We start from the raw sequence: 14,756 nt of genomic DNA, 5'->3' as shown, positions 1-14,756 counted from the left end.
TTCGATGGCGTCGGTGACGATCTATGACGTGGCCGCCCAGGCGGGCGTCTCCATCAAGACGGTGTCCAGGGCCATGAACGGCGAGCGGAACGTCAGCGCCGCCACCCAGGAGCGGGTGAGGGCGGCCGCCCAGGCGCTGGGCTACAGCCCCAGCCTGTCGGCCCGCAGCCTGGCCGGGGCCCGTTCGTTCGTCATCGCCGTCTTCACCGACGCGCGTCTGACCGCCGACCATTGGCGCGACGGCGGCGGCGAGGACCTGGCTCGCCTCCAGCTCGGGGCCGGCGATCAGTGCCGGCGCACGGGGCATCACCTGCTGGTCGAGCCGGTCGGCCACGGCCCGGCCCAGGCGCGGGCCGAGGTCAAGGCCCTGCTCGGCGCCCTCAAGCCGGCCGGGGTCATCCTGGCGGCCCCGGTCAGCGACGACCCGGCCGTCCTCGACGTGCTCGACAAGTCCGAGACCCCCTATGTCCGTCTGGCGGCCGGCGCGCCCGACGGCGGCGGCCTGCGCATGGCCACGCGCGACCGCGAGGCCGCCCGGGCCATGACCGAACGCCTGCTCGCCCTCGGCCACCGCCGCATCGGCTTCGTGGTCGGCGAGCCGCGCCTGGGCGCCAGCCGCGCGCGGCTGGAAGGCTTCCTGGAGGCCATGGCCGCCCAGGACCTCACTCCGCCCGACGCCTTCATCCAGCATGGCGACGGCGGGTTCCGCTCGGGCGCCGAGGCGGCCAAGCTGATGCTCGCCGAGATCGAACGGCCGACGGCCATCTTCGCCAGCAGCGACGAGATGGCGGCCGGCTGCATGGCGGCGGCGGCGGACCGGGGCTTCGCCGCCCCGTCAGACATCTCCATCGCCGGTTTCGGCGACGGCGCGGCCGCCCGGGTGTGCCGGCCGCAACTGACCACCGTGCGCCTGCCCCTGGCCGCGATGGCGGCGGAGGCGGCGCGGCGGCTCATCGGCGGCGAGGTCGTGGCCGGACGCGGCGGCGAGGTTCCGCAGGACCTGTTCGCCGCCTTCGAACTGGTGGAGCGCGCCTCCATCGGTCCGCGGCGGCGCTGACCCCCGCAGGGCGTTTTCGCGCCAGGGCCGCATCGTCTCTGCCTCGATTGTGAACGGCGCGCGATTGACACGCCGGCCCTGGCGCCTATCGACGGATATGGATCAGCCAGGAGTCTTCATGCAGCCGATCGCCACGGCGCGCGCCCTAAACCCCGCAGAACCCTACGCGCGCGACGAACTGCTGCACGAGATCTTCGCGGAATCGGCGGCCCGCTGGCCAGACCGGTGCGCCTTGCGCATGGCCACCGAGGACATGGAGGCCAGCCGCGCCACCTCGTGGACCTACGCCACCTTGCGCGAGCGCGCCGCTCGCTTCGCCCGCTACCTGCGCTCGCGCGGCGTCGAGCGCGGCGACCGGGTGGTGATCTGCCTGCCGCGCGGCCTCGACCAGTACATGGCCATCCTGGGCGTGCTGGAGGCGGGCGCGGCCTATGCGCCGGTCGACTGGAGCTTCCCCCAGGACCGCGCCGACTTCGTCGCCGAGGACGCCGAGGCCAAGGCGGTGGTCACCCTGGGCGAGCGCTCCGACGCCTTCGCCCGGGTCCCCGTGCGCGTCGCCGTCGACGTCGAGCTGGGCGAGATCGCGGCCATGGAGGCCGTCCCCCTGACCCGGGCCGACACCGGCCAGACCCCCGACGACCTCGCCTACATCATCTACACCTCGGGCAGCACGGGCCGGCCCAAGGGCGTGATGATCCGCCACAGCAACGTCTGCCATCTGGTGCGCTCGGAAAGCGCCATCCTCGACCTCAATCTCGACGACCGGGTCTATGGCGGCTTCAGCCTGGCCTTCGACATGTCGGTCGAGACCATGTGGTCGGCCTTCTTCGTCGGCGCCGAGGTGCTGGCCGGCTCCGAGGCCCTGGCCAAGGCCGGGCCCGACCTGGCCGCCGTGCTCGCCGCAGACGGCGTCACCGTCTGGCACGCGGTGCCGTCGCTGCTGGCGGTGATCGAGGACGACGTGCCCAGCGCCCGGCTGATCAATCTGGGCGGCGAGGCCTGCCCGCCGGAGCTGGCGCGGCGCTGGGCGCGGCCGGGCCGGCGGCTGCTCAACACCTACGGGCCGACCGAGACCTCGGTGACGGCGACCTGGACCGAACTGGCCCCCGACAAGCCGGTGACCATCGGCACGCCGCTGCCGGGCTACGACTGCTGGGTGGTCGACGAGGCGCTGCGGCCGCTGCCGCCGGGAACCGAGGGCGAGCTGGTGATCGGCGGGCCGGGCGTCGGCGCCGGCTACGTCAACCGCCCTGAGCTGACGGCGGAGAAGTTCGTGATGTCGCCGTTCGACGGCGTATCGGGGCGGCCCGAGCTGATCTACCGGTCCGGCGACCTCGTCCGCGTCAATGCCGAGGGCGACATCGAGTTCCTCGGCCGCATCGACACCCAGGTGAAGATCCGCGGCTACCGGGTGGAGCTGGGCGAGATCGAATCGCTGCTGTCGGAGGACGCCGCGGTCGCCCAGGCGGTGGTGCAGCTGTTCCAGGACGACGGCGGCGACCTGCTGGTCGCCTACGTCTCGCCACGGGCCGGCGCAAACATCGACCTCGAACGCCTGCGCGCCCACCTGCGCGAGACCCTGCCGGCCTACATGCGGCCGGCGCACTATGAGGTCCTGCCGTCGCTGCCGACGCTGATCTCGGGCAAGGTCGACCGCAAGGCGCTGCCCAAGCCCGTGCTGGCCCCGGCCGAGGCGCGTGAGCTGGAGCCGCCGGCCACGCCGATGGAGGCCAAGCTGCTGGACGCGTGGAACGTGGTGTTCACGCCGCAGCCGGTGAGCGTGCTGGACGACTTCTTCGAGGACCTCGGCGGGCATTCGCTGCGGGCGGCCAAGATGGTCTCGGCGGCGCGGAACGACCCGACCCTCCGCACGATCTCGATCCAGGACCTCTACGCCGCGCCGAACATCCGCGCCCTGGCCGAGCGGCTGGAGCTGCAGGCGGCCGCTGCGGCGCCCGAACAGGCCGCGCCGCCGTTCGCGCCCGTCCCGCAGTGGCGGCGCGTCCTGTGCGTGCTGGGCCAGACCCTGGCGCTGCCGTTCATCTTCAGCTTCGCCGGCGTGCAGTGGATTTTCCCGTACCTGGCCTACACCTGGCTGGTCAGCAACGACGTCGGCCGCCTCGCCGCCCTGGCCCTGTCCGGCGCCTCGTTCGTGTCGATCCCGCCGCTGATGATCCTGCTGTCGGTGGCGATGAAGTGGGTGGTGATCGGCAAGATCAAGCCGGGCGACTACCCCATGTGGGGCGGCTACTATTTCCGCTGGTGGCTGACGCGGCGCCTGCTGTCGGTCATGCCGACGCGGTTCCTGTCGGGCACGCCGCTGATGCGCCTCTATTTCCGGCTGCTGGGAGCCAAGGTCGGCCAGGGGGTCTATCTCGGCTCGTCCGACCTCGACGCGCCCGATCTGGTGTCGATCGGCGACGGCTCGATCCTCAGCGAGGGGTGCCTGTTGGCCACCACCAGCGTCGAGCGGGGCCTGTTCCGGGTCGGCGAGGTCCGCATCGGCCAGCGCGCCTTCATCGGCGGCCAGGCGGTGGTCGGCCGCGGCTGCCGCGTCGGCGACGGCGCGGTGCTGGAGGACCTGTCAGCCCTGCCGGCCGGCGAGACCATGCCCGACGGCGAGGTCTGGACCGGGGCCCCGGCGGTGCGCAAGGGCGTCGCCCCGCCCCGCGTCATGCCGAGCCGCGCCAGCCTGCGCCGCCGCGTGCTGGTGCTGATCGGGCTGATGGTCGCCGCCGCCCTGCTGCCGCTGGTGACGGTGCTGCCGGTCGCCCCCGGCCTGGTGGCGATGATCGAGCTGGACTGGAACACCGACGACTATTCCTACCTGCTGCTCGCCCCCGGGCTGGCGCTGCTCTACGTGACGCTGATGTGCCTGTTGACGGTGGCGGCCAAGTGGCTGCTGCTGGGGCGGCTGAAGCCGGGGGTCTATCCGCTGGCCAGCTGGTTCTACGTGCGGTTCTGGTTCGTCCGGCAGCTGGGCGAGCTCGCCCTCGATCTGCTGCACCCGATCTACGCCACGCTCTATGTGGCGCCGTGGTACCGCGCCCTCGGGGCCAAGGTCGGCCGCCGCGCCGAGATCTCCACCGCCACCTCGGTGGTGCACGACCTGGTGGCCATCGGCCCGGAAAGCTTCATCGCCGACGGCGTGGTGTTCGGCGGGGCCAGGGTCGAGCCCGGCGTGCTGCGGCTGGAATCGACGCGCATCGGCCACCGGACCTTCGTCGGCAATTCGGCCTTCCTGCCCACCGGCGCGGACCTCGGCGACGAGGTGCTGATCGGCGTGCTGTCCAAGCCCCCCGAATGTCCCGCCCAGGCGCTGGAGACCGGCTCGACCTGGTTCGGCGCGCCGCCGATCCGGCTGCCCCGGCGGCAGAGCTTCGCGGTGTTCGACGAAGGCGCGCGGTTCAATCCGTCCAAGCGCCTGGTCGCCACGCGGCTGGCCATCGAGTTCGTCCGCCTGATCCTGTCGCTGACGGTGTTCATCGGCCTGTTCAGCATCGTGCTGACCATCATGGGCAACCTCGCCGACGCCCACCTGGGGGCGTGGTGGATGACGCTGGCCTTCCCGGCGCTCTATCTGGGCTTCTGCCTGGCGGCCGGGGCCTTCGTGGTGCTGCTGAAATGGATCGTCGTCGGCCGCTACAAACCGCTGACGCGGCCGCTGTGGAGCCTGTTCGTCTGGCGCACCGAGCTGGTCACCTCGACCTACGAGAACCTGGCGGTGCCGCTGCTGCTGGAGCCGCTGCGCGGCACGCCCTACCTGAACCTCTATCTGCGCCTGCTGGGCTGCAAGATCGGCCGTCGCGTCTATACCGACACCACCGACATCACCGAGCATGATCTGGTCGAGGTCGGCGACGACGCCGCCCTCAACGACAACGCCGGCCTGCAGACCCACCTGTTCGAGGACAGGGTGATGAAGGTGTCGACCGTGGTGATCGGGCCGCGGGCGACCATCGGGTCGCTGGCCATCGTGCTCTACGATTCGGTGGTCGAGGCCGACGCCCAGCTCGGCGACCTCTCGGTGCTGATGAAGGGCGAGACCCTGCCGGCCGGCACCGCCTGGGAAGGCTCGCCCGCGCGGCCGGCCCGCGGGGCGCTTTGACGCCGATCGCGTGGCTGGCGGCGCTGTCGCCGCCGCCCGTCGAGGCTGAGGCCTGGATCTGGCTCGGCGAGGCCGACGGCGCGGCGGCGCGCGAGGCCCTGGCGCGCGCGCCGGCCAGCCGCGACGACCGGGCGGACGCGGCCCTCGCCCGCGAGGAGGCGGGCGGCGGTCGTCTGCTGCGTCGCCGTCTGCTGCGGGCCCTGGCGGCGGCGAGGCTGGGCGCGCCGCCGGAAGCCGTCCGGCTGGGCCGCGACGCGGCGGGCGCGCCTTTCGTGGCCGGGCCGCGGCCGTTGTTCGCCTCGGTGTCGGGATCGGGACCGTTCGCGGCCGTGGCGGTCTGCGAACGGCCGGTAGGGGTCGATGTCGAGGCGATCGAGGACGCCGCCGCCCTGGCCGACCTCGAAGCCTGGTGCGTGGGCGAGGCGGCGGCGAAAGCCGCCGGCCAGGGCTGGCGCCTGGCGCCGGAGGTGATTCGCCTGAGCCCCGCCGACGGCTCGGCCTGGGGCGGCCAGGTCGACGGCCGCGAGGCCTGGGGCCTGTCGAGACGCGGTCCGGGCTGGGTCGCCGCCGGCTTGGTGTTGCGCTAGGGCCGCACTCGTCGCGGCGTCGTGGTTAAGACCGCCAAATTGCTTTGCAGAGCGGCCGGCAGAGGCGACCCTGGAACACCAGTTGCTAACGTTACGGTTGTATCGATCGCGGCTGGGAAGAGCATCGGGGGCTCAGAAATCGGTCGTGACCGGCGCCGAAGTGCAATCCGTGCTGGCGTTGTTCGCCGCGGGCGCGTCCAGCGCGTCGCTGGCGGCGGGGTTCGCGCTGCTGTTTCGCGACATCCTGTTCGAGACGCCGCAGCAGCGCCGCTTCCGCCGCCGCCGCGATCCGCCGAGACACTGACCCCGCCCCGGCCCCTCAGGCTCTCAGCGCGCGGGTGGCGATGAAGCTGGGCGCGTATTTCTCGATTTCGAAACGCGGCGCGGGGTGCATCTCCTCGATATAGCCGGCCAGCACGAACCCGGCGGCCAGCTGGCCGCCGATCTGGTCGGCCAGGCTGTGGCCGAAGATCATCGGCTCGCCGCGCTCCCGCTTGGCGGCCAGCTCGGCGGGGGTCAGGTCGTCGAGGTCCGAATAGGGCAGGGCGAAACGCGGCTTGATCAGCCCCTGGGCGGCGAAGGCGGGATCGCGGTCGGCGACGAACACCACCGGATTGAAGAAGCTGGAGGCCAGCACGCCGCCCCGCCGCAGCACCCGCGCGCACTCGCTCCAGACCGGACGCAGGTCGGGCACGTACTGGTTGGAGACCGGGTGCAGGATGATGTCGAACGCCGCGTCGGCGAACCGGTGAAGGTCGCGCATGTCGCCCTGCTCCAGGCGCAGGGTCAGGCCGTCGCGGGCGGCGGTCTGGGCGTCCTTGGCCAGCTGTTCGCCGGACAGGTCGAACACCGTCACCTCGGCGCCGGCGGCGGCGAGCACGGGCGCCTGCTGGCCGCCGGCCGAGGCTAGGCACAGCACGCGCCGGCCGGCGACGTCGCCCAGCCAGTCGGCGGGCAGGGGGCTGGGGGTCAGGTGCACGCGCCAGTCGCCCCGCTTGGCGGCGGCCACGGTCTCGGCGTCCACCGGCCGCGACCACGGGCTGTCGGCGAGGGCTTGACGGTCCCAGGCGGCGGCGTTGTGCCGAAGAAGGTCGAAAGGTTCAGGCATAGGGCCTCCGGGGACGGGGTTCAGCGCCTAGCCCAGCGCCTGGCCGCCGGCAAGACGAGGTGTGGCGCGCGCCTGGGATCGCCGCTAGGAAAGCGGACCGGCCCGTTCTTCGCCTGGAAATCCTTCGTCTGGAAACGCCCGCGCCATGTCCGCAGAGATCGACCCGTTCTACGCCATCGGGGTCAGCCGCCTGGCCCACCAGCTCAAGGCCGAGGGGCGCTCGGTCATCCACATGGAGTTCGGCCAGCCCTCGACCGGCGCGCCGCGCGCCGCCGTGGCCGAGGCGCACCGGGTGCTGGACGCCGACAGTATGGGCTATTGGGAAAGCCCGGCCCTGAAGGCGCGCATCGCCCGCCATTATGACGAAACCTACGGCGTCGCGGTCGAGCCCGAGCAGGTGATCCTGACCTGCGGCGCCTCGCCGGCCCTGGTGCTGGCCCTGTCTTCCAGCTTCGCCGCCGGCGACCGCGTCGCCCTGGCCCGGCCGGGCTATGTCGCCTACCGCAACACCCTCAAGGCGCTGCACATGACGCCGGTGGAGATCGCCTGCGGGGCGGACAGCCGGTTCCAGCTGTCGGCCGCCGCCCTGGCCGCGCTTGATCCCGCCCCGGCCGGGGTGATCATCGCCAGCCCCGCCAACCCCACCGGCTCGATCATCGCCGCCGCCGAACTGGCCGCCGTCGCCGAGGTCTGCCGCGCGCGCGACATCCGCATCGTGTCGGACGAAATCTATCACGGCCTCAGCTATGTCGAGCCGGCCCGCTCGATGCTGGAGTTCGAGCCCTCGGCGCTGGTGGTCAACAGCTTCTCGAAATACTTCAGCATGGTCGGCTGGCGGCTGGGCTGGCTGCTGGCGCCGCCGGACCGGCTGGCGCGGGCGCGGGCCCTGGTCGGCAACCTGTTCCTGACCGCGCCGTCGCTCAGCCAGCACGCCGGGCTGGCGGCCATGGACAGCCGCGAGGAGCTGGAGGGGCATGTCGCCGTCTATCGGCGCAACCGCGCCTTGCTGCTGGAGGCGCTGCCGGCGCTGGGCCTGGGGGCCATCGCCCCGCCCGACGGGGCGTTCTACATCTACGCCGACGTCGGCCACCTGACCGACGACAGCCTGTCGTTCTGCAAGCAGCTCTTGCGCGACACCGGGGTCGCCACCGCGCCGGGGATCGATTTCGACCCGGTCGAGGGGCGGCGTTTCGTGCGGTTCAGCTTCGCGGTCTCGACGCCCGAGATCGAGGAGGCGCTGCGGCGGCTGACGCCGTGGTTCGCGGCCCGCCCGCGGCTGGCGGCGGAGTAGCCCTAGACGATCCCGCCGCCGCCCTCGGGCGGACGACGGCGGGACCCGGCGTTCGGACTAGAACGCGGCCGACAGGGTGACGAACACCTGCCGGGGCGGGATCGGGTAGGTGTTGTAGGTGCCGGAGGCGGCCCCGACCACGACCTCGAAGTCGCCCTTCTCGTCGGCCAGGTTGGTGACGTTCACGCTGATCTTCGGGTCCTTCAGGATGTAGCGGTCCGGAATCTGGAACCGGTACGAGCCCTGCAGGCCCAGCAGGAAGTAGCTCTTCACCGACAGGTCGTTGGTGTAGGTGGCGTAGCGCTTGCCGACATAGTCGCCGACCAGCTGGCCCTCGAACGGCCCGTAATTGACGCTGGCCACGAACTTGTTCAGCCAGTCCGGGCTGCCCGGCACCTGCTTGCCGGAGGTGCGCACCAGGGTCGTGCCGCTGGTGTAGTCGTCCTGATAGGTCGAGCGGTTGTAGGACACCGCGTCGTAGAACGAGAAGTGCGGGCCGAAGTGGAGGGTGCCGGCCACGTCGACGCCGTCGGTCTTGACGCCGCCGACGTTGGCCAGGATCGCCGCCCCGCCGACCAGGGACGAGATGATCGGCGTCGGGCTGATCTGCAGCAGGCGGTCCGAGAAGTCGACGTGATAGTAGCTGGCCTGGCCCTCGAAGGCGGTGATCGGGCCGAGGGACAGGTCGCGCCGGGTGCGCAGGCCGATCTCATAGGTCCAGGCCGTCTCGGGATTGGCGGTGCGCTTGAACTGGTCGAAGGCGCCCTGGCTGCCCAAGCTCCACGGCGACAGGCCGCCGGCGCCGTAGGTGACGAACTGGCGCAGGTTCTTCTGGACGTTGACGAAGGCCTGTTCGTTGGACGTGAAGTCCCAGATCGCGCCGATCTGCGGCAGGAACCACTCGCGGCTGTCGATCTCGCCGGTGGGCAGCAGGGTCGGGTTGGTGGCGTTCGGCGCGTTCTTCTGCTGGATCGGCACCGTGCCCGAGGTGAACTGCAGGCTCGACTTGAAGCCGGCCTGCAGCAGCAGGTCGGGCCGGATGCGCCACTGGTCTTGCAGGTGCAGTTGGACCACGTCGGTTTTGATCTGGCTGTAGTACTGGATGAAGTTGGCGTGGGTCGGGATGTCGTAGGGCGTCAGGTCCGACGAGGCGGCCGAGAACGGGTACCAGGCCCGGTGGGTGGCCGAGCGGTTGTTCTCGTACCAGACGCCGGCCTCGACCTGGTGGTTGCCGACGTTCCAGTTGAGGTTCGAGATCAGGCCGCCGCGATTGATCAGGTACTCGGTGGTGCGCACGGCGTAGCCGGTGCCGCCGAACACGGTCTTCAGGTCCTGGCCGGGGAAGTAAGTTGCGAACAGGCCGGGCAGGCCGGCCTGGTTGATCGGGCCGGCCACGACGCCGCGGCCTTCGTCATGATGGAAATAGGCCTGGCTGGACCAGGTCAGGTCGGGATTGATCTTGTAGTCGTACTTCACATAGGCCAGCCCGTCGGTGCGCTGGGCGGCCGAGTGGTAGTTGCGGAAGTTGGGGCCGTCGGCGGCCGGCGGCGCGCCGCCGGCCGACAGGTAGGCGAGGGCGGCCGCCAGGTCCGGATAGAGGAACGGCCGGGTGTAGGGCGTCGCCGCCGTACCGACGTGGACGATGGCGTCCTCGTTCGGCTCGACCTTGTCCGACAGGTTCAGATAGGCGGTCAGCCGGCCGCGGTCGTCCTCGTGGACGTACTTGGCGTTGATCTGGTTGCCGCGCTGGTGGCCGCGGAAGTCCCAGGCGCGCTGGTCCTGGTGCAGGAACGAGATGTAGGCGCGGTTGCCGCCGGCGAAGTCGCCGCTGTCCAGGCGCACGAAGCTGCGGGTGGCGGCGTAGCTGCCCAGGGTCTGCTGGATCTGGCCGCCGCGCGTGGCCAGCGGGTCGCTCGAGAAGATCTCGATGGCCCCGCCGAGGTTGCTGGTCGAAGCCACGCCCAGGTCGCCGGCGCCGGACGACAGGATGGTCTTGGCGACGTTTTCGCTGGTGATCGCGCGCTGGGGGCTGAGGCCGTTGTAGTTGCCGTATTGCTGGTCGCCCAGCGGCACGCCGTCCATGGTGAAGCCGAGCTGCTGGGTGCTGAAGCCGTGCACGAACAGCGACACGTTCTGCTCGTTGTTCCCCCACGGATCGGCGGTCTGGTACGAGACGCCGGGCAGGGTCTGGATGGCCTTCAGCGGGTTCACGCCCGGCAGCAGCTTCTGCATCTCCGAGCCGCTGAGCGAGACCGACGAGCGGGTGGTCTTGGACAGGGTGATCATCACCTCCTCCACCTCGCCGGCGTCGCCCGTGGCGGCTGCGGCGGCGCCCTCGGCCGCGACGGCGGCGCCGGTGAACGCGAACACGCTGAAGGCGCACGCTGTGAGCAGCGTGGTCCGAAGTGACGACGACATGCGAATCCCCGAAAACAGCCTGGAAGAAACTCCTTCGGGTTCACTAGGGATTGGGCTTGTCGGATTTTTGAAGATTTCAACAATATATTGCGATGGCCGTATTGGTTCTGATTTTGAAAGATGTATTTCGTTTATCTGGGAGCGGCGCGCGGTATTTTCGGGCGGAAATTCCGAATTTCCCGATCCTGTAGACGTCTCATGCGCGGCGGGTTGCGTTGAAGCGCGCCAGGAATACCGCACGCGTGTTCGGTAACTCTTTATCCACCATGTCCGGCCGATGGTGAAAGCGGGCGCGGCGCCGAGGAGGCCGTCCGCGGGGGGCCTTTCGCCAAGAGGGGCCGAACATGAATACGCGCCGTTTCTCGACCCGCGCCGCGCTGGCCGTCCTGGCCGGGGCCGCGCTGGCCGCCTGCACGAGCCATGGGCCGCGACCCGACCGCGCCAAGGCGGTGGACACCGACCGGCTGGCCCAGCGGGCCGCGCCGTTCGAGGCGTTCATGCGCCGCGCCGCGCGCATCGATCCGGGCTTTTCCGGGCCGGACAGCGTCGCCGAGGCGGTGCGGACCGCCGCCGGCTACGACCCCAGGCAACTGGAGGCGGGCATGATCGCCTACGCCGCCGTGGCGGCGTTGCAGGAGCCGGGCTTCGTGGCCGGCGTGCGGGCCGCCGCCCGGCGCGATCCGGGCTTGGCCCAGCGCCTGTCGGCCCGGCCCGAGGCGGTGGCGGACCTGCCCGGCAGCGCCGCCGCCCTGGCGCGGGCGGGCGCGGCGCTTCGCCGCCAGGGCGAGAGCCTCAGCGGTCGGGGCGAGGCGGTGCGCCAGGCCGCCTACACGCTCCAGCGCCAGGGCTGGGCCAAGGCGGCGCCGTCCGATCCCAAGGGGCGGCTGGCCGAGGTCAAGCTGATCTCGGACGCCGGCTATCGGCCGGCCGACGACGACGCGGCGGGCCTGCGCCGGTCATTGCAGCCGGCGGCGGCGGCGCCGGTGATGACGCCGGTTCTGGCCCGCGGGCTGGCCCTGGCCGCCCTGGAGACGCTGGGCCGGCCGACGCCGGCGGCCCTGGCCGGCGAGGCCAACAGCGGCCTGTGCGTGCGGCTGGCCAAGCACGACTACCTGCAATGCCTGGCCAGCGCCGGACCGAACTACGAGGACGTGTTCTGCGTCGGCCGTCACGCCATGATCGATCCGGGCGTCTGCGCGACGGCGGCCGGCGGCGGGGCCTCGCCGGCCAAGGTGGCCCTCGCCGGCCGGGGCGGCGAGCGCCGATGAACGCAGATTGAACGGACGGCCTCATGTCGGTTCATACGCCCGGCGCCATGCTCCCTTCGTCGCCGGGTCGTCTTCGGATCGGCGACGGGCGAACGGAGTGAAGAGCCATGGGCGTGAGATCGATCATCCTGGGAGGGGCGGCCCTCCTGACCCTGGCGGCGCCGATGACCGCCTTGGCCGACCCCGGCTGGGGCGGCCACGACGGCTGGCGCGACCGCGGCTGGCGCGAACACGAATGGCGCGAACACGAACGGTGGGAGCGCTGGCGTGATCGCGACCGCGATCGTTGGCGCTGGCGCGGCTATTACGGGTATCCGCCGCCGGTCTATTATGCGCCGCGCTGCTATATTGAGAACCAGGGCTACTACAACTGGTACGGCGAGTACGTTTATCGGCCTGTTCGTGTGTGCCGCTAGAAATTCCGGCGTCCGCGGCGCCGGAATTTCCCTTCTATCGGCCGTTTTTACCCGATGCTTCGCCGAATGTGTTTCGAGTTTGTCTTGATTGTTACCATGTGCTGCTGAGGCGGCCTGAGCCGTTTGGTCGCACGTCCGTCGAGATTTCGGCGCGACGTGTGTCGGCGCGGTGATATGTTTGCAAAACCGCTGCGCAATGTTCGCCTCATGAATCTTTCGTCCGATGTCGCGCCGACCAAGATCCTCCTCGTCGACGACGACAAGGGAGTGCGCGACGAAGTGGCCGGCTATCTGGAGCGCAACGGCTTCACGGTGGACACCGCCGGCGACGCCGACTCCATGGACGCGGCCATGTCGGCCCAGGCCTATCCGGTGGTGGTCCTCGACGTCATGCTGCCCGGCGAGGACGGGCTGTCGATCTGCCGGCGCCTGTCGCGCGGGGCCGGTCCGGCGATCATCATGCTGAGCGCCATGGGTTCGGACATCGACCGCATCGTCGGCCTGGAGATCGGCGCCGACGACTATCTGGCCAAGCCCTGCAACCCCCGCGAACTGCTCGCCCGCGTGCGGGCCATGCTGAGGCGGCGCGGAATGCAGGAAGAGGCGCCGCCCGACTTCGACGCCCATAGCGGCTACGAGTTCGGAGGTTTCTTCCTCGACACCGTCCGCCGGCGGCTGCGCAGCCCGACCGGCGTGATCTCGCTGGTCACCCCGGCCGAGTTCGCCCTGATGACGGTCTTCCTCGAACACCCCGGCGAGATCCTGACCCGCGACCATCTGGTCGAACTGGCCCACGGGCCGACGTCGGAGGTGTACGACCGTTCGGTCGACGTGCAGATCAGCCGGCTGCGACGCAAGCTCAGCGGCGGCAAGAGCCGGGAGATCATCCGCACCTATCGCAGTTTCGGCTACATGCTGGACGTCGCCGTCAAGCGCGTATGAGCCGGCTGCGCGACTGGCTCGGGCGCGCCGCCGCGCCGCCGCTGACCATCCAGATCATCGCCCTGCTGGTCGGGGGGCTGCTGATCGGCCAGGCGGTGACGCTGGCCGTGGTCCTGTTCACGCCGCCGCCGCGCCCGCCGGTCTATCACGTCGGCGAGATCGTCGCCGCCTTGCAGGGCGGCCCGCTGCACGTCCGCGACGGCCCGCCGCTGCGCCGGCGGGTGAGCGCCGGCCCGCCGCCGGCCGACCGGGGCTTCCAGGAGCACGAGCGCCTGGTGCGGGCCGAGCTGGCGCGCCGGCTCAATGTCGACGAGGCGGCCGTCCGCCTGTTCGTCGAGCGGCCGCCGTGGTTCGCCCGCAGGCCGCGCCCGTGGTTCCGGCGCGAATGGGCCAGGGACGAGCGGTTCCTCGGCCCGCCCGGATCCGGATCGGCCCCCGGACCTGAGGCGGCCGTCCGGCGGTTCGGCCGGCGCGACCACGTGGAGGCGGTGCGGCCGATCGTCGGCGACTTCATCGCCGCCGTGCGCGATCCGTCCGGCCTGTGGCTGACGGTGGAATCGACGGCGGAGCCCTTTCCCAACGAATGGCAGCTGCGGGTGATCCTTTGGTTCGTCGCCTGTCTGCTGCTGCTGGCGCCGGCCGGCTACGTGTTCGCCCACCGGCTGACGGCGTCGCTGCGCCGGTTCGCCGGCGCGGCCGAGCGGCTGGGGCGCGACCCGACCGCGCCGGCCCTGACCCTGCGCGGCCCGGCGGAGATCGGCGCGGCGGCGGCGGCCTTCAATCAGATGCAGGTGCGCCTGCGCCGCTATATCGACGACCGCACCAACATGATCGGCGCGATCTCGCACGACCTGCGCACGCCGCTGACGCGGGTGCGCTTCAAGCTGGAGCGGGCGCCCGCCTCGCTGCGCGCCGCCGTCCTGTCCGATCTCGACCAGATGGAAAGCATGATCGACGAGGTGCTGGCCTTCGTGCGCGACGCCAGCCGCCCGGGCGAGCGGGCGCCGCTCGACCTGCTGTCGGTGCTGGAATACGTCGTCGAGGAGACCCGCCTGACCGGCGCCGACATCGAGGTGGCCGCCGAGGTCGACAGCCTGGTGGTCGAGGCCGACAGCCTGGCGCTGCAACGGCTGTTCTCGAACCTGATCGACAACGCCGTGAAATACGGCGACCGCGCCTGGGTCAGCCTGTCGCGTGAGGACGGCTCTGCCGTGGTCCGCGTCGTCGACGGCGGCGGCGGCCTGCCCGACCATGAACTGGACCGGGTGTTCGACCCATTCTACCGCGTCGAGCGATCCCGCAGCCGCGAGACGGGCGGCATGGGCCTGGGCTTGGCCGTGGCCCGCTCGATCGCCCGCGCGCACGGCGGCGACGTCGCCCTGGCCAACGGCGAGGCGGGCCTGGTGGCCACCGTCCGGCTGCCGTTGCCGGGCGGCGAGGCGGGGGCGGCCGAGGCCGCCTGAGGCCCGGTCAGGGCTTGGGGCGACGGCGTCCAGCGTCCGTTCGGTCAGCCGCGACACGGCCTCGCCGTCGTTCTTGGGAAACAGCGCCATGTCCTCGG

At 71.3% G+C, this 14,756-nt stretch carries 11 protein-coding genes; 9 read left to right on the top strand and 2 right to left on the bottom strand.

Annotated elements, in window-relative coordinates; all coding sequences use genetic code 11:
• Positions 1-4: 4 nt before the first annotated feature.
• From C5708_RS09430 to C5708_RS09415, 4 genes are all read left to right on the top strand, one after another.
• The gene (locus C5708_RS09430; protein WP_242920347.1) at positions 5-1,057 is read left to right on the top strand and encodes a LacI family DNA-binding transcriptional regulator; all 1,053 of its coding nucleotides are present in this window, start codon (positions 5-7) and stop codon (positions 1,055-1,057) included.
• A 118-nt stretch (positions 1,058-1,175) separates the two neighbouring features.
• Positions 1,176-5,165, top strand: a complete 3,990-nt coding sequence (locus C5708_RS09425) for a Pls/PosA family non-ribosomal peptide synthetase (RefSeq protein ID WP_242920345.1) — start codon at positions 1,176-1,178, stop codon at positions 5,163-5,165.
• Positions 5,162-5,752: a hypothetical protein gene (locus tag C5708_RS09420; RefSeq protein WP_242920343.1), complete on the top strand. Its 591-nt coding sequence runs from the start codon at positions 5,162-5,164 to the stop codon at positions 5,750-5,752. Before C5708_RS09425 ends, C5708_RS09420 begins: the two co-directional genes overlap by 4 nt.
• Before the next feature lie 145 nt (positions 5,753-5,897).
• The gene (locus C5708_RS09415; protein WP_242920341.1) at positions 5,898-6,056 is read left to right on the top strand and encodes a hypothetical protein; all 159 of its coding nucleotides are present in this window, start codon (positions 5,898-5,900) and stop codon (positions 6,054-6,056) included.
• 15 nt (positions 6,057-6,071) lie between these two features.
• Here the strand turns inward: C5708_RS09415 and C5708_RS09410 are convergent, their stop codons facing one another.
• Positions 6,072-6,860, bottom strand: a complete 789-nt coding sequence (locus C5708_RS09410; RefSeq protein ID WP_242920339.1) for a class I SAM-dependent methyltransferase — start codon at positions 6,858-6,860, stop codon at positions 6,072-6,074.
• A gap of 145 nt (positions 6,861-7,005) precedes the next feature.
• Here C5708_RS09410 and C5708_RS09405 point away from each other — a divergent pair, with 145 nt between their 5' ends.
• Positions 7,006-8,151 (top strand): aminotransferase class I/II-fold pyridoxal phosphate-dependent enzyme, encoded by a 1,146-nt coding sequence (locus C5708_RS09405; protein WP_242920338.1) that lies wholly within the window; start codon positions 7,006-7,008, stop codon positions 8,149-8,151.
• A gap of 57 nt (positions 8,152-8,208) precedes the next feature.
• Here the strand turns inward: C5708_RS09405 and C5708_RS09400 are convergent, their stop codons facing one another.
• The gene (locus C5708_RS09400; protein ID WP_242920336.1) at positions 8,209-10,569 is read right to left on the bottom strand and encodes a TonB-dependent receptor; all 2,361 of its coding nucleotides are present in this window, start codon (positions 10,567-10,569) and stop codon (positions 8,209-8,211) included.
• A gap of 344 nt (positions 10,570-10,913) precedes the next feature.
• Between C5708_RS09400 and C5708_RS09395 the strand changes: the two genes are divergently transcribed.
• The 4 genes from C5708_RS09395 (at position 10,914) to C5708_RS09380 (ending at position 14,658) form a co-directional block, all read left to right on the top strand.
• Positions 10,914-11,837 carry a hypothetical protein gene (locus tag C5708_RS09395; protein ID WP_242920334.1) on the top strand — a complete coding sequence of 308 codons (924 nt, stop codon included), beginning with the start codon at positions 10,914-10,916 and terminating at the stop codon, positions 11,835-11,837.
• 107 nt (positions 11,838-11,944) lie between these two features.
• Positions 11,945-12,253, top strand: a complete 309-nt coding sequence (locus C5708_RS09390) for a hypothetical protein (RefSeq protein WP_242920332.1) — start codon at positions 11,945-11,947, stop codon at positions 12,251-12,253.
• A 207-nt stretch (positions 12,254-12,460) separates the two neighbouring features.
• Positions 12,461-13,195 (top strand): response regulator, encoded by a 735-nt coding sequence (locus tag C5708_RS09385; protein WP_242920330.1) that lies wholly within the window; start codon positions 12,461-12,463, stop codon positions 13,193-13,195.
• On the top strand, positions 13,192-14,658 hold the full coding sequence (locus C5708_RS09380) for a HAMP domain-containing sensor histidine kinase (RefSeq protein WP_242920328.1): 1,467 nt from the start codon (positions 13,192-13,194) through the stop codon (positions 14,656-14,658). Before C5708_RS09385 ends, C5708_RS09380 begins: the two co-directional genes overlap by 4 nt.
• Positions 14,659-14,756: the final 98 nt, after the last annotated feature.

It is taken from the genome of Caulobacter sp. CCUG 60055 (assembly GCF_022750545.1).
Taxonomy (GTDB): domain Bacteria; phylum Pseudomonadota; class Alphaproteobacteria; order Caulobacterales; family Caulobacteraceae; genus PUIC01.
The sequence above is the reverse complement of the archived record's forward strand: the minus strand, read 5'-3'. Positions and strand labels throughout refer to the sequence as shown.

What these genes read in the sequence shown, in the direction of transcription:
- C5708_RS09400 (WP_242920336.1), bottom strand. Translation starts at nt 10,569, where the DNA reads ATGTCGTCGTCACTTCGGACCACGCTGCTCACAGCGTGCGCCTTCAGC.
- C5708_RS09405 (WP_242920338.1), top strand. Translation starts at nt 7,006, where the DNA reads ATGTCCGCAGAGATCGACCCGTTCTACGCCATCGGGGTCAGCCGCCTG.
- C5708_RS09395 (WP_242920334.1), top strand. Translation starts at nt 10,914, where the DNA reads ATGAATACGCGCCGTTTCTCGACCCGCGCCGCGCTGGCCGTCCTGGCC.
- C5708_RS09425 (WP_242920345.1), top strand. Translation starts at nt 1,176, where the DNA reads ATGCAGCCGATCGCCACGGCGCGCGCCCTAAACCCCGCAGAACCCTAC.
- C5708_RS09410 (WP_242920339.1), bottom strand. Translation starts at nt 6,860, where the DNA reads ATGCCTGAACCTTTCGACCTTCTTCGGCACAACGCCGCCGCCTGGGAC.
- C5708_RS09380 (WP_242920328.1), top strand. Translation starts at nt 13,192, where the DNA reads ATGAGCCGGCTGCGCGACTGGCTCGGGCGCGCCGCCGCGCCGCCGCTG.
- C5708_RS09385 (WP_242920330.1), top strand. Translation starts at nt 12,461, where the DNA reads ATGAATCTTTCGTCCGATGTCGCGCCGACCAAGATCCTCCTCGTCGAC.
- C5708_RS09390 (WP_242920332.1), top strand. Translation starts at nt 11,945, where the DNA reads ATGGGCGTGAGATCGATCATCCTGGGAGGGGCGGCCCTCCTGACCCTG.
- C5708_RS09430 (WP_242920347.1), top strand. Translation starts at nt 5, where the DNA reads ATGGCGTCGGTGACGATCTATGACGTGGCCGCCCAGGCGGGCGTCTCC.